The organism is Cystobacter fuscus DSM 2262, from assembly GCF_000335475.2.
Lineage (GTDB): Bacteria > Myxococcota > Myxococcia > Myxococcales > Myxococcaceae > Cystobacter > Cystobacter fuscus.
On the sequence record NZ_ANAH02000005.1, the window covers coordinates 350720 to 365019 of the forward strand.

The window sequence follows — 14300 nt, forward strand, 5'->3', positions numbered from 1 at the left end:
TCGTTGACCTCGCGCGTCATTCTCGGAAAGTGTTGGGAGACTCGATTCAGCAGCGCTGGCACGTGTGAGCCCGCTGTTCTAAGCCCCGGCCATGAGAACCCCCCTGCCCCTGCTGGGCCTCGTCCTGCTCACCGCCGTGTCCTGCACACATGAGGCCCTCACGCGGCCAGCCCCCCCGCCCGGGGATTCCACCGAGCGCGGACGAGAACTCGCCCACCGGCTCATCATCGCCGATGGCCATATCGACGTGCCCTACCGGCTCCAGGAGAAGCTGGGTCCCGGGGGCGAGCCCACCGAGGACATCTCCCAGCGCACCGCCGGGGGAGACTTCGACTACCCCCGCGCGGTGGAGGGCGGGCTGGACGTGCCCTTCATGTCCATCTACATCCCCGCGGAGCTCCAGAAGACGGCCGGTGCCTCGAAGGCCCTGGCGGACTCGCTGATCGACATGGTGGAGAAGCTCGCCCGCGCGTCCCCGGACAAGTTCGCCCTGGCGCGCTCGGTGGACGAGGCACGCCGCAACACGGGCGAGGGGAAGATCTCCTTCGCGATGGGCATCGAGAATGGCTCCGCGCTGGAGGACTCGGTGGCCAACGTCGCCCACTTCCAGAAGCGCGGCGTGCGCTACATCACCCTGACGCACTCGGCGGACAACCTGCTCGGTGACTCCTCCTACGCCGAGGGCGAGCACCGCTGGAACGGGCTGAGCCCCCTGGGCAGGCAGGTGGTGGCGGAGATGAACCGCGTGGGCATCATGGTGGACGTGTCGCACCTGTCGGACGCCACCATCCGCCAGGTGTTGGAGACGAGCCAGCAGCCCGTCATCGCCTCCCACTCCTCGTGCCGTCACTTCACGCCCGGCTTCGAGCGCAACCTCAGTGACGAGCTCATCCGCGCCATCGCCGCCAAGGGGGGCGTGGTGATGATCAGCTTCGGCTCGGGCTTCCTCCTCCAGGCCTCGCAAGACCATGAGAAGAAGCTGCGCGCGGAGGCCCTGGCCTTCATCCAGCAGCGGGGCCTGACGCGGGAGAGCCCCGAGGTCAAGACGTTCATCGAGAACTGGCTGCGCGAGCACCCGTTTCCCCGGGCGCGCGTCGAGGACGTGGCCGACCACATCGAGCACGTGGTGAAGCTCGTGGGCATCGAGCACGTGGGGCTCGGCTCGGACTTCGACGGCGTGGGCCCCACCCTTCCCGTGGGACTCGAGGACGTGTCGCGCTACCCCAACCTCTTCCGGGTGCTGCTCGAGCGCGGCCATGGCGAGGCGGAGCTCGAGAAGCTCGCCTCGGGCAATGTCTTCCGCGTGTGGCGGCAGGTGGAGGCCGCCGCCCGGCCCTGAGTCCCGGACGGACGCTCAGCGCATGCGCAAGAGGCCCATGCGCATGAGCTTGGCGAGCGTCTTGAGCGTCTCCAGCTCGCGCGCGGGGCTGGCCAGCACCAGGGTGGACACGTCCCAGTTGCCGTTGATGAGGCCCACCACCTGCCGCTCCTCGGGCTTGAGCAGCGACAGCTCCTCGGCGTCCGGCGACAGCACCGGCACGCTCAAGGGGGGCAGCGCGGCGTAGAGCGACGCCACGTGCTCGCTGTGCGCCATGCGCGCGAACTCGCGCACGCGCCGGTCCGTCGGATCGCTCGCCAGCAGCGTCGCGCACACCAGCTCCGTCGCGTCGAACTGCCGCTCGCGCACCAGCACCGCGCCCTTCTCCAGCATGTCCGTCACCGGATCCACCACCACCTCCGGCGCGCCCTCCACCTCCACCTGTTTGGCGCGCATCATCTCGAAGACGCGGCGCGTGGTGGACGAGCGCGACAGGCCGAGCGACAGCCTCAGCCGCCCCAGGTTCTGCCCCCCCGTGCACAGGGTGAGCAGGATGCGGTGCATCAGCGGCTGACGCGGGCTCGGCGCCACGAGCGAGCGCACCGTCAGCGCATCCCCCGGCAGCACCCGGTCCACGTCCGCCTGCTCATCCACCCAACGCAGCGACTCGAAGAGCAGCTCGCGCAGGCTCATCTCGCACGGCGCCCACTCCTCGCCCGAGCGGTCCAGGTCCTCCGTCCAGTGGAAGGCGCCATGTCCGCCACGCGTCTGGTCCACCATGGAGCCGAGCATCTCCTCGCGCACCAGCTCGCGCACCAGCTTGGGCTCCACGTGGTGGGACTGGAAGACGGACTCGAGGTTCTCGCCATCCACCGGCAGCGCCTTGAGCGCCGAGAGCACCGCCGCCCCATCCGCCAGCTTCGCCAGGGCGAGCACCCGGGCCACCCGGCCCCGGAGCCCCTCGTTGGCGATGGCCAACACCTGCCCCGAGAGCAGGAAGAGCGAGCGCTCACCGCCCTCCCAGGAGAGCAGTTGGAGCGTGCCGGTCTTTCGGGAGCTGTCCAACCATTGGAGAAGCTCGGGAAGCGGGAAGCTGGAGAAATCACCGTGAAGGGCCATGGCCATCTCTTACAGTTCTCCGCCATGCGCGTCGCGGTCCTCTTCATCGATGGGGTTGGCATTGGACGAAACGACCCGGACATCAATCCGCTCTCCGGGCGCGACCACCTGCTCTCCTGGTTCCAGGATGCCCCGCCCCGCTCGCTCCCCGGGGCCGGCCAGTGCTTCCCAGTGGACACCACCTTCGGGATCGCCGGCCGTCCCCAGTCCGCTTCCAATCAGACCGCCCTCCTCACCGGGCAGCCCGCCCCCGCGCTCATCGGCCGGCACGTCCTCGGCTATCCGGATGCCCCCCTGCGCGAGATTCTCGCGCGGCACTCGCTCGTCAAACACCTGGTGGACACCGGCCGCACCGCCACCTTCGCCAACTGCTACCCCGTGGCCTACCTGGATGCCCTGAAGCTGCCCCGGCGCCCCTCGGCCAGCGCCCCCGAGTTCACCCTCCCCCCGGCCGCCCTGCGCCGCTTGAAGGCCTCGGCCAGTACACTCGCCTTCGCCGCGGGCGGCGTCCCCCTGCGCACCCTGGACGACGCCCGCGCGGGACTCGCCCTCCCCCATGACATCACCGGCGCCCGGGCCCGCTCGCGCGACCTGGACGTACCCACGCGCACGCCCGACGAGGCCGCCGAGGTCTTCTGGCGCATCGCCGGCGAAGCCGACTTCACCTTCTTCGAGCACTACCTGGCGGACGAGGCGGGCCATGCCCAGGACTTCGCCGCCGCCCGCGACGCCCTGGACACCTTCGATGCCTTCGCCCGCGCCGTCGTCGCCCGCCGCCCGGCCGATGCCCGCGTGCTCGTGTGCAGCGACCACGGCAACGTGGAAGATTTGTCCACACGTTCACACACCCTGCACCCGGTGCCCGTGCTCTATTTTGGACCGCCAGCGCCCGAACTGGAGTCCCTGGCCACCGTGGCGGACGTGGGCCGCGCGGTGCTGCGTTGGTGGGGTGGAGCATGAAGGGGCGCGAGGAAGGGCGTGGGGTGTTGGGGGCGGTGGCGCTGGGGCTCCTGCTCACGCTGACGGGGTGTGCCAGCTTCCGGCGGTTCGCGGTGGGCGAGGTGGCGCTCTCGTCGAGTTGGGAGAGCCCCACGGGCCACTACCGCATCGAGTACGCCCCGGAAGACGAGCGGGAGCTGACCCGGCTGGTGCGGGCGGTGGACGCGGCCCTGCCCCGGCTGGAGCGCTGGGGGACGCTGCGCGAGCCCCTCACCCTCCGGGTGTTTCCCGATCACGAGAGCCTGGAAGCCGCCGTGCGGCAGGAGGGCCTGGGGTGGCTGCGCGCCTGGGGCCGCTATGACGAGGTGTTCATCCAGGCGCCCTCCACCTGGGGCCTCGCCGGAGCCTCGCCGGCCCAGTTGAACGAGCTACTGGTGCACGAGATCACCCACAGCCTGATGTACCAGCTCTCGGCGGATCGCCTCGGCTGGTCGCGCAAGCGCATCCCCTTGTGGTTTCGCGAGGGCATGGCCTCGTACACGGCGGAGCAGACGTACCGGTGGGGCTCGCTGGAGGAGCTCGCTCGCTACCTCGAGCGCCATCCCGAGACGGATCCCCTGCGCAAGCCCGAGGGGCTCTACCGCGACGAGTCGAACCTCGTGTACGGCGTGGCGCACCACGCCTTCACCTTCCTCGTGCGGCGCTATGGCGAGGAGGCGGTGCGCGGCGTGATGCGCGAGATGAAGGGGGGAGCGGCCTTCCCGGAGGCCTTCGAGGCCGCCATCGGGTTGTCACCGGACGCCTTCGTGCGCGACTTCACCCTCTACGTGAAGTGGCGGGGATTTCGCGGCGGGCGGTCGCCGCCTCGGCCCCCCGCCGATGCCCGCCCCCTCGGAGACCCCCCTGCCGCATCGGGGGAGTCACACCCACCGTGATTGGCCCCCCGGTCCGTTTCTGTTACGACGGGTCCGGACCATCCCCACCCAGGCGCGCGTCCCCCTCGCGTCCCCTGGTGTGTGAGGAGACTGCAAGATGAAGCTGCGTACACTGAGCTTGACGGTGCTTGGCGCCCTGGGGCTCTCCGCGACCATGGCCTGCCAGAAGGAGGAGGCCACGTCCGTGCCCGCTCCCGCCGCCCAGGCTCCGGCTCCCCCCACCATCAAGGCCCAGCACCTGTCCGAGGACGTGGCCGTGCCCCAGGAGGAGAGCGCCCAGGCGCCCAAGGGCGGTGGCACCATCCGGGGAGTGGTCACGTTCAAGGGCACGCCGCCCCCGCCCGCGCCCATCACCCCGGGCACGGATCCCAACTGCGATGGGATGGATCTGGTGGATCAACCCGTCCAGGTGAAGGCGGGCAAGCTGGCCAACGTCCTGGTGCGGGTGCAGGGCGAGGTGCCCGGCCAGTCCCAGACGCCGCCGGACCAGATGGTGGTGGTGGACCAGAACCGCTGCACGTACAAGCCCCGCGTCCAGGGCGCCGTCGCCGGTCAGCCCATCGTGCTCATGAACAGCGACAGCACGCTGCACAACGTGCGCGGCACGTCCGGCGGCAAGCAGCTCTTCAACGTGACGCAGCCGCCCCTGAAGACGAAGGAGGCCCAGCCTCCGTCGGAGGCGGAGGTCATCCGCCTCAAGTGCGACATCCACCCGTGGATGACGGCGTGGGTGGTGGTGAACCCGAACGCGTACTTCAACACCTCGGATGAGGAGGGCCAGTTCCGCATCGAGGGCGTGCCCCCGGGCACGTACACCCTGGGCGCGTGGCACGAGACGCTGGGGACGAAGACGGCCCAGGTGACGGTGAAGGAGGGCCAGGAGGCCGAGGTCTCCTTCGAGTTCGTGGCGGCGAAGTAGCTCCCCGCGCCGCCCCCCCGGGCCCTCGCCCGCCGTCTACTTCTTCTTGATGGTGAGCTGCACCTCGGCGCTCTTGCCGCCGCCCTCGGCCTTGAGGGTGGCGGAGCCCGGCTTCACCGGCTGCACCGTGCCGGCCGCGTCCACGGTGAAGATCTTCTCGTTGCTCGTGGTGTAGGTGAAGGAGACGCCCTGGATGGCGGCGCCATCGCCGCCCTTGGCGATCGCCACGACGGGCGTGCTCTCGCCCACCTTGAGCGTGGCCGGCACGGTCTCGAAGGCCACGGAGGCCACCTCGGGCAGCTTCACGGTGACCTCGGCGGTCTGCTTGAGCGCACCGGAGGTGATGGTCACGTTCGTGGTGCCCACGGCCTTGGCCGTCAGCTTGTTGCCCTCCACCGCCACCACGTTGGCGTCGGCGCTCGCGAACTCCAGCTTCGCCCCCTGCACGGGCCGGCCCGCGTCATCCTTCACCTCGGCCGTGAGCGTCGTCTCCGAGCCCAGGCCCGTGAGGGTGAAAGGCGCGCCCGTCAGGACGATCTCCGAGGGGATGGAGATCTCCACGGGCGTCGTGGCGCTCACCTCGTCGGACTTCGTGGTGATGGTGACCGAGCCGCTCTTCACCGCCGTCACCTTGCCGGCGGGGTCCACCGTGGCGATCTGCCCATCGCTGGAGGAGAAGAGGAACTTCGCCTTCTCCTTGTCCACCGGCTCGCCCTTGCCGGTGAGGGCCTGGGGCTCCAGGGTGACGCTCTGGCCCGCCTCGGACAGCTCCACCTTCTCCGGCTTCACTTCGATGCGCTCCACCTTCTGGCAGGCGGAGGCGAGCAGGATGACGGACGTGGCCAGGAGCGGATTGAACAACCTCTTCATGATGAATGTGCCTCGCGCTCGTCTGGGAGGACGAGCATTGGATGGACGTTGGATGTGCGGGAACTTTGGGGTCCCAAGGACCCGGGTGATAAAACCCGGGATGCCTCAGCAATCCATGTTCCAGGGGCCGCTCGCCTGGAGAGGATCCGCCGGGTGTGGACAGAAGGGACGACGTGGACGAGCAGGTGTCCTTTTTCTCCACGGACACACCGGGAGTGCACTGAGGAGGGAGAGACCCGAACATGCGAAGCGGGACGGGGAGCGCCGCGACTGTCTACGTCGTCGGTTGCCATGACACCAAGGGCGCCGAACTGGGCTTCGTGCGCGGGCTGGTCTCGGCGGCCGGTCTGCGTACGGTCACCGTGGACGTGGGTACGCGGCCACCCGCCATTCCCGCCGATGTCTCGGCGCGGGAGGTGGCGGCGCACCACCCGGACGGGGCGGTCGCGGTACTTGGCATCGACGACCGGGGCCTGGCGGTATCGCGCATGGCGGATGCGTTCCTCCACTTCGTGGAGGGTCGTACCGACATCTCCGGGATGATCGGGCTCGGCGGCTCCTGCGGCACGGCCATCATCGCGCCGGGCATGCGGGCCCTGCCGGTGGGAGTCCCCAAGGTGCTCGTGTCCACGGTCGCGTCCGGCAACGTGGCGCCCTATGTGGGCGAGACGGACATCTGCATGATGTACTCGGTCACCGACGTCGCCGGCCTCCATCAGATCTCCCGCCGGGTCCTCGGCAACGCGGCGCACGCGGTCGCCGGCATGGTGGGACGCGACCTCCCACGGGAGGACAGCAAGCCGGCGCTGGGACTCACCATGTTCGGTGTGACGACCCCCTGCGTCACCCAGGTCGCGCGAGCGCTCGAAGCCGACTACGACTGCCTGGTCTTCCATGCCACCGGCACGGGCGGGCGGGCGATGGAGAAGCTCGCCGCCTCGCACCTGCTGGTGGGAATCCTCGACGTGACGACCACCGAGGTTTGTGACCTGTTGATGGGTGGAATCTTCAGCGCTGGCGAGCAGCGGTTGGACGCCGTGGCGCGAGCCGGTATTCCCTACGTCGGGAGCTGCGGTGCGCTGGACATGGTGAACTTCGGCGCGCTGGACACGGTCCCGGAGCGATACCGCGGCCGGACGCTCCACGTGCACAATCCGCAAGTCACGTTGATGCGCACGACGCCGGCGGAGAACCGGGCGATGGGCGAGTGGATCGGACGCAAGCTGAACGCCTGCCATGCGCCCGTGCGCTTCTTCCTGCCCGAGGATGGTGGGCCGAGTTCGAGTGCCGGACGGATGACCTGCCGAAGCTGCGCGAGCAGGTCGGTCGGAACACCTTCGCGGCGGGACTCGAGGCCTTGGCCAGGCTCGTCTGACATCGCCGGGCTTGAACAGTGGCCCCGTCGGACCCGGTCCGTCCGACCAGTTGCTGGCATGGGCAACGGGAATCGTCCCTCCCGAAGGGAGAAAGGGGGCCCGATAGTCCCAGGTGCCGAAGAGCAAGGGGGCTTCTGGCGGAATCGACGCCCTCTTTCGAAAGCGCCTCACCTGGGTCTGCGGCATAGTCCGGGCTTCGCAAAGGAGCTTTGCCATGGCCCGAATGGCCCTAGACGAATTGCGCCAGCTCGCCGAGGCGGTGCTGCGCCACCACGGTTTCATCGAAGACCAGCTGCGGGCCATCGCCGCGACCCTGGTGGCCGGCCAGCGTGACGAATGCGCCGCCCATGGCCTTTATCGGCTGCTGGGCATCGTCGCCACCCTCAAGGCCGGCAAGGTGGTGCCAGACGCGGTGCCCGAGGTACACGACGTGGCGCCGGCCATCGTCAAGGTGGATGCGCGTGGCGGATTCTCGCAGTTGGCCTTCGCCGTCGGCCTGCCCTTGTTGGAAGAGAAGGCCCGGCGCAATGGCCTCGCCGCCCTGGCCATCAATCGCTGCGTGCACTTCTCGGCCCTGTGGATAGAGATCGAGGCGCTGACGGCGCGCGGCCTGGTGGCCCTGGCCTGCAATCCCACCCAGGCCTATGTCGCCCCGGCTGGCGGACGGCGGCCGCTGTTCGGTACCAATCCCCTCGCCTTCGGCTGGCCCCGAGCCGGTCGGGAGCCTTTCGTCTTCGACTTCGCCACCAGCGCCGTGGCCCGGGGGGAGATCGAACTGCACCGCCGGGCCGGCAAGCCACTGCCAGACGGCTGGGGCGTGGATGCCCAGGGCGAGCCCAGCCAGGACGCGCGCACCGTGCTGGAGGAGGGAGCCCTGCTGACCTTCGGCGGCCACAAGGGCTCGGCCCTGTCGGCCATGATCGAGCTGCTCGCCGGTCCGCTCATCGGTGACCTCACCAGTCCGGAATCCTCGGCGCACGACGGCGGCAGCGGCGCCTTGCCCTATCACGGGGAGCTGATCCTGGCCCTGGATCCCCAGCGCTTCCTGGGCCCCGCGGTGGCCGAGTACCAACAGCGCGCCGAAGCCCTGTTCGCCGGCATCCAGGCCCAGGGGGCGCGCCTGCCCTCGCAGCGGCGCTTCGAAGCACGGGCACGTAGCGATGCCCAGGGCGTCGAGGTGCCGGATGCGCTGCTGGCGGATGTCAGGGCATTGCTGAACCAACCCACGAGCTCATCGACACGCGGGTGATGGGCGCGGCGTCCGCCAACGAGGAAGCCCGTGTGCGCGAGGCCACCTGGACGCTCCGCCTGGGAGCGAGCATCGAGGGCGATACGGCGCCGATCCACCAGGTGACCCCGCGTCCGTAGCGCCCGGCGCGCCCAGGTGGGTATCATCGCGGGCGAGTGGAATGGACAACGCCGCCCCAAGTACCCGCGCCCCTCGGAATCCGGTCCCCCCGTGGAGTCGTCCGGTGAAGGCGTGGCCGCTGCTGCTGCTCCTGCTCGGCCTCCCGGCCGGAGCCTCCCCCCGGGTGCCCCTGTGCGAGCGGCCCGTGGTCCCGGCCCGGGCCAGCACGAGGCCCTTCTCCGAGGAGCTGGAGCGGGCGCTCGACGCGTTCGTCCGCGCGGAGCTGCAGCGGGAGCCGCACGCGGGGCTCGCCGTGGGGGTGCTGCGGGGCGACCAGCGTTGGGTGGGCGCCTATGGCCAGAGAGACGTGGCCCAGGGCCTGCCGGCGACACCGAGGACCACGTGGCGCATGGCGTCACTCACCAAGTCCTTCACGGCCGTGGCGGTGATGCAGCTCGTGGAGCGGGGCCTGCTCGACCTGGATGCGGACATCCGCACGTGGGTGCCCTCCTGGCCCGAGCGACGCTGGCCGGTGACGCCCCGGCAACTGCTCGGACACCTGGGCGGGGTGACGAACTACGGTCGCCTCGGCCCGAGCCAGGACACCGGGCCGCTCGACACGGCGGGGGCGGTGGCGCTGGTGGCGGGCTATGAGCTGGAGGCCGAACCGGGCACCCGCTTCCTCTACAGCACCTGGGCCTACAACCTGCTGGGCGCCGCCATCGAGGCCGCCTCGGGCCAGTCCTATGGTGAGTACCTCCAGGCGCACGTCTTCGGCCCCGCGGGCATGGTGCACGCGGCGCTGGATGATCGCCGCACGCGCGACGAGCACCACGCGGCGGGCTACCGGCTCCGGGACGGGCGGCTCGTGCCCTCCAAGAAGGTCGACGTGTCGGGCCGGTTCGCGGGAGGCGGCACGCGCGCGTCCATCGAGGATCTGCTCGGCTTCGGGAAGTCGCTGCTCGACTACCGCCTGGTGTCGAGAGAGAGCACCGGGGAGATGCAGCGCTCGATGAGCACGCGGGACGGGCGGCTCACCGACTACGGCATGGGCTTCGCGACCTGGCCGCTCCGGGGCCACTACGTGGTGGCCCACTCGGGAGCACAGCCGGAGACCTCGACGCTGCTGCTGCTCTTGCCCGGGGAGGACGTGGCCCTGGCGCTCACGAGCAACGTGGAGGGCCAGGCCGCGCCGCTCAAGCGCATCGCGTACGGGCTCATCGCGCGGCTGCTCGAGGGAGAGGAGCACCGGCTGAACGCCCGCCTGCGCGACTCCGTGGACGCGCTGGTGAACGAGGGGCTGGGCCGGGTCTTCGGTTACGGGCTCGCGTACCACCACTGGGCGGCGCACGGGCCCGGGACGCTCCCCGAGGCGGCCGGACTCCCGGAGGCCTTCGCACGGGTGACGCGGCTGCTGGATCGGGCCACCATCGCCCGGGAGCCCGCCGCGGCACGCGCGCGCATCCTCGCCGCCCACGAGCCCCGCGGGGACGAGCTCTTCATCCAGGTGGGGGCCCACATGGCGCGCACCCTGGAAGAGGCGCTCGGGGCCGAGCAGCTGCGCGGCTACTCCTCGCGCGGCCCGCTCGCCTTCTTCAACGACTACCTGGCCGTGTGCGAGTCCCGGGGCTGCCCCGAGACCCTGCGCTTCGACGAGTCGTTGCGCGCGGAGCTGCGCCGCCTCACGCCCTGAGGAGCACGGCGCCGAGGCTCAATGCGCCAGGGCGCCCCTGGCGAGCGTGTCGAACGCGGAGATGACTTCCACGGGGGCCTGCACCAGTTCGATCAGCACGCCCTCGCCGCCGAGGGGGAACTGCTCGTTGCCCTTGGGGTGAATGAAGGTCACGTCGAAGCCGGCCGCGCCCTTGCGGATGCCCCCGGGGGCGAAGCGCACGCCCTGCCCTTCCAGCCAGGTCACGGCCGCGCGCAGATCATCCACCCACAGGCCCAGGTGGTTGAGGGCGGGGTCGTGCACGCGCGGCTTGCCATTGGGATCCACCGGCTGCATCAGGTCCACCTCGACCCGGAAGGGGCCGGTGCCCGCGATGACGATGTCCTCGTCCACGTTCTCGCGCTCACTGCGGTAGGTGCCATGGGGTGTGAGCCCCAACAGGTCCACCCAGAGCTTGCGCAGGGGCGCCTTGTCGGCCCCACCGATGGCCACCTGCTGGAGGCCCAGGATACGAAACGGTCGTGTGCTCATGACGAAGCACCGTCGCAGAGCGGGCCCCGTCCAGGCAAGGACCCGCGCTCCGCCCTGTCAGAAGCCCGGCGGTACCTGGCCGTGCAGACAGGTGATGGTGTTGGGTTCTCGAGGACCCGACATGCGCGCGGTGCGTGCACCCGCTTCCTCCCCCGGGCGCAGCCCCTCCTTCACCGGCCACGAGGGCTCCTCTCCGGGAGCCAGGGAGTGCAGGCCGCTCTGCCAGGGCCCGATGACATAGGTGTGTCCCGCGGCGCGGCAGTCGAAGAAGCGTGTCCACGCCCTGGCGAAGGCATGGCCCCGGGCCGTCCCGAACGTCTCGCAGGTCCGGAACCACCAGAGCGCCTCGCCCCCCGGGACGAGCCGCTCGCGCAGTGCCTCCAGCCGCGCCCGCCACGGATGACGCGGCGCGAGCGCCTGGACATCCAGCGACTCGCGCTTGACGAGGGCGCGTCCCCACGTGCCATGGCCCCAGTACTGGATCTCCGCGATGCGCCGCTCCACCGAACGGGCGAGCAACCAGTCCAGGGCCTCGGGCCAGCTCGCGACGCCGCGCCAGTCATCGAGCCGGCCCAGGGCGCGGTACAGCACGCTGCCCACGCGCCACGAGGCGGTGAGCCCGGGCAGACCCCACCGCCCCGCGCAGGTGCGGTCGTACACCATCAGCCTCAAGCCCTCGTTCCGTGCTGTCATGGGTGGACCTCCCGGGGCGTCGCGGACGATGAATATCCTTTCACCCGGAGGCGTCCGGCGCATCCTCGGGAACGATTTTCCTCGGAGTCCATTCCATGCGCGCCCTCCTGCTGACCCTGACTGTCTCCACCTGTCTCCTGCTCCCGGTCCGGGGTGAAGCGGCCACGCTGCGCTGCGGCAACCAACTGGCCTCGGACGGAGCCTCCAAGTCGGATGTCCTGATGCGCTGCGGAGAGCCGATGGCGAAGGAGAGCCGCACGGAGACCGTGGGTGAGAAGACGCGCACCCGCGACGAGCAGGGCGGCAGCACCCAGGAGCACACCGTGCAGAAGACGATCGAGGAGTGGACGTACAACTTCGGCCCCTCGCGCCTGATGCAGGTGGCGGTGTTCGAGAATGGCCGGCTCGTCGACGTGCGCAGCGGCGGCTACGGCCGCTAGGACGGGACAGGTGTCCGCGGCCTCGCGGCTGCCGCACCTGTCGCGGCCGGCCGTCACCGCGCAGGTGCGCCAGCTCGAGCGCGAGCCGGAGCATGGATGCCCCAGCCCAGGCGGGCGGGCAACCCCTCGTCCACCCGGTGGAGGTGCATTCCCTGGAACACCCGGATCCTGATCGAGGGCCCCTTCCCAGGAGCCCCTTCCCAACCCACGTTGTGGGGCACCATGGACCTCTCCGCCATCTCGAACCTGTCGCCCAGTCAGCGCCGCATGCTCACGCTCGCGGGCCTGATTGCCATTCCCACCTATGTCCTCCCCGTGAGCTTCTGGGGATTGCGCGCAATGCGCCCGATCCTCCTCCGGAACGCCGTGTCGGGAGCCATGACCCTGGGGCTGGTGTCCCTCGTGGTCTGTGGCGTACGCCAGCTCACCCGGGGGAACACCGTGGCGAAGAGCCCTCCGTCGAACGGCCAGCGCTGGCAGCTGCCCATCCATGATCCCATCCTCCCCGAGGAGATGATGGGCTCGCAGGCCTCGGGGCACTGAGTCACTCGATTCAGCGTCCGCCCGCCTGGGGTTCTCCGTCGCGGGGAACTCCAGATGCTTCATTCGTGAATGAATTCATGGCGAGCTGACGCGCTCCGTCAGACACGGTGCGTCGTCATGCGTCGAACACCCCCGGGCAGCATTGCCCCATCCGCTTGGGTTATAGGAACGCCAGCCGTTGGGCGGGAGGCGTTCCTTGTCACTCAGTGTGTTCGACATGTTCAGCATTGGTATTGGCCCCTCGAGTTCCCACACCGTGGGGCCGATGCGTGCGGCACGTCAGTTCGTGGAGACCGTCGCGCGGGAGGCTGGAGGCCTGGACGGAGTCGACTCCGTGAAGGTGGAGCTCTTCGGCTCGTTGGGACACACCGGCAAGGGTCACGGCAGTGACGTCGCGGTCATCCTCGGGCTGGAGGGCGAGCGCCCCGAGGAGGTCGACTGCGACGCCGTCCCCGCTCGCATCTCCGGCGTGGTGGAGAGCGCGCGGTTGAAGCTGCTCGGCCAGCAGCCGGTGAAGTTCAAGCCCTCCGAGGACATCGTCTTCCACAAGCGGCAGTCGCTGCCGCGCCACCCCAATGGCATGCGCTTCACCGCGGGGCTCGCCCGGCGCGGCGAGTCCATCACCCGCTCCTATTATTCGGTGGGCGGAGGCTTCGTCGTGAATGACGACGGCACCGCGGCCCCCTCGGCGGGCGTGCGCGAGGCGAGCCTGCCCTACCCCTTCAAGACGGGCGCGGAGCTGCTCGCGCTCTGCCAGCAGCACGGGCTGAGCATCAGCACGTTGATGATGGAGAACGAGAAGGCGCTGCGCTCCGAGGCCCAGGTGCGCGCGGGCCTGTTGCGCATCTGGGAGGTCATGCAGGCGTGCGTCAAGCGCGGCTGCGAGCGCGAGGGTCTGCTGCCGGGCGGGCTCAAGGTGAAGCGCCGCGCGGCGGCCATCCACCGCAAGCTCAAGGGGGACATGCGCGGCGCGGATCCGCTCATGGCCATGGACTGGGTGAACCTCTACGCGCTCGCGGTGAACGAGGAGAACGCGGCGGGAGGGCGCGTGGTGACGGCGCCCACCAATGGCGCGGCGGGCATCGTGCCGGCGGTGCTCCACTACTACCGGCGCTTCGTGCCGAACGCGGACGACGAGGGGGCCGTCCGCTTCCTGCTCGCCGCGGGAGCCATCGGCATGCTCTACAAGCTCAACGCCTCCATCTCCGGCGCCGAGGTGGGCTGCCAGGGCGAGGTCGGCGTGGCGTGCTCCATGGCGGCCGCGGCGCTCGCCGAGGTGATGGGCGGCACGCCCGAGCAGGTGGAGAACGCGGCGGAGATCGGCATGGAGCACAACCTGGGCCTCACGTGTGATCCCATCGGCGGGCTCGTCCAGGTGCCCTGCATCGAGCGCAACGCCATGGGCTCCATCAAGGCCATCAACGCCGCGCGGCTGGCGCTCCAGGGAGATGGCAAGCACAAGGTCTCCCTCGACAAGGTCATCTCGACGATGCGCCAGACGGGCGCGGACATGATGACCAAGTACAAGGAGACCGCTCGCGGCGGCCTCGCCGTGAACATCATCGAGTGCTGACGGCGGCGGACCCGGCGGAGGGCC

Annotated in this window: 15 protein-coding genes; 11 read left to right on the forward strand and 4 right to left on the reverse strand. The window is 70.2% G+C overall.

All coding sequences use genetic code 11. The features are described from left to right. The first annotated feature begins 91 nt into the window (after positions 1–91). The gene (locus D187_RS08985; RefSeq protein WP_002623446.1) at positions 92–1339 is read left to right on the forward strand and encodes a dipeptidase; all 1248 of its coding nucleotides are present in this window, start codon (positions 92–94) and stop codon (positions 1337–1339) included. 15 nt (positions 1340–1354) lie between these two features. Here the strand turns inward: D187_RS08985 and D187_RS08990 are convergent, their stop codons facing one another. Beyond that, positions 1355–2437: a DUF4388 domain-containing protein gene (locus D187_RS08990; RefSeq protein ID WP_020917893.1), complete on the reverse strand. Its 1083-nt coding sequence runs from the start codon at positions 2435–2437 to the stop codon at positions 1355–1357. Between the two features lie 24 nt (positions 2438–2461). Between D187_RS08990 and D187_RS08995 the strand changes: the two genes are divergently transcribed. The 3 genes from D187_RS08995 to D187_RS09005 all read left to right on the forward strand — a co-directional run bounded on the left by D187_RS08995 (position 2462) and on the right by D187_RS09005 (position 5230). Next, a complete protein-coding gene (locus D187_RS08995; protein ID WP_043429096.1) occupies positions 2462–3397 on the forward strand; it encodes an alkaline phosphatase family protein in 936 nt (311 codons plus the stop codon). Beyond that, complete coding sequence (locus tag D187_RS09000) at positions 3394–4311, forward strand: gluzincin family metallopeptidase (RefSeq protein ID WP_043428938.1); 918 nt, start codon at positions 3394–3396, stop codon at positions 4309–4311. Before D187_RS08995 ends, D187_RS09000 begins: the two co-directional genes overlap by 4 nt. 97 nt (positions 4312–4408) lie before the next feature. Further along, entirely contained in the window at positions 4409–5230 is an 822-nt protein-coding gene (locus D187_RS09005) for a carboxypeptidase regulatory-like domain-containing protein (protein ID WP_002623442.1), read from the forward strand. Between the two features lie 36 nt (positions 5231–5266). On the opposite strand, the gene D187_RS09010 is transcribed toward D187_RS09005, so the two are convergent. After that, positions 5267–6100 carry an Ig-like domain-containing protein gene (locus D187_RS09010; protein ID WP_020917894.1) on the reverse strand — a complete coding sequence of 278 codons (834 nt, stop codon included), beginning with the start codon at positions 6098–6100 and terminating at the stop codon, positions 5267–5269. A 242-nt stretch (positions 6101–6342) separates the two neighbouring features. Here D187_RS09010 and D187_RS09015 point away from each other — a divergent pair, with 242 nt between their 5' ends. The 3 genes from D187_RS09015 (at position 6343) to D187_RS09025 (ending at position 10517) form a co-directional block, all read left to right on the forward strand. After that, complete coding sequence (locus D187_RS09015) at positions 6343–7809, forward strand: Tm-1-like ATP-binding domain-containing protein (RefSeq protein WP_211241481.1); 1467 nt, start codon at positions 6343–6345, stop codon at positions 7807–7809. Further along, entirely contained in the window at positions 7691–8725 is a 1035-nt protein-coding gene (locus tag D187_RS09020) for an Ldh family oxidoreductase (protein WP_002623439.1), read from the forward strand. The genes D187_RS09015 and D187_RS09020 overlap by 119 nt, the downstream gene beginning before the upstream one ends. Positions 8726–8948: 223 nt before the next feature. After that, positions 8949–10517, forward strand: a complete 1569-nt coding sequence (locus D187_RS09025) for a serine hydrolase domain-containing protein (protein ID WP_002623437.1) — start codon at positions 8949–8951, stop codon at positions 10515–10517. 18 nt (positions 10518–10535) lie between these two features. Here the strand turns inward: D187_RS09025 and D187_RS09030 are convergent, their stop codons facing one another. Next, complete coding sequence (locus tag D187_RS09030; RefSeq protein WP_002623436.1) at positions 10536–11027, reverse strand: VOC family protein; 492 nt, start codon at positions 11025–11027, stop codon at positions 10536–10538. Between the two features lie 57 nt (positions 11028–11084). Continuing rightward, positions 11085–11720 carry a hypothetical protein gene (locus D187_RS09035; protein ID WP_155893258.1) on the reverse strand — a complete coding sequence of 212 codons (636 nt, stop codon included), beginning with the start codon at positions 11718–11720 and terminating at the stop codon, positions 11085–11087. 95 nt (positions 11721–11815) lie between these two features. Between D187_RS09035 and D187_RS09040 the strand changes: the two genes are divergently transcribed. From D187_RS09040 to D187_RS09050, 4 genes are all read left to right on the forward strand, one after another. Then, a complete protein-coding gene (locus tag D187_RS09040; RefSeq protein ID WP_002623434.1) occupies positions 11816–12160 on the forward strand; it encodes a DUF2845 domain-containing protein in 345 nt (114 codons plus the stop codon). After that, complete coding sequence (locus D187_RS57620) at positions 12117–12332, forward strand: helix-turn-helix domain-containing protein (RefSeq protein WP_076606122.1); 216 nt, start codon at positions 12117–12119, stop codon at positions 12330–12332. Before D187_RS09040 ends, D187_RS57620 begins: the two co-directional genes overlap by 44 nt. Next, positions 12257–12703: a hypothetical protein gene (locus tag D187_RS09045; protein ID WP_155893259.1), complete on the forward strand. Its 447-nt coding sequence runs from the start codon at positions 12257–12259 to the stop codon at positions 12701–12703. Before D187_RS57620 ends, D187_RS09045 begins: the two co-directional genes overlap by 76 nt. A 196-nt stretch (positions 12704–12899) precedes the next feature. Continuing rightward, a complete protein-coding gene (locus tag D187_RS09050) occupies positions 12900–14276 on the forward strand; it encodes an L-serine ammonia-lyase (RefSeq protein ID WP_002623431.1) in 1377 nt (458 codons plus the stop codon). The last annotated feature ends 24 nt before the right edge of the window (positions 14277–14300 follow it).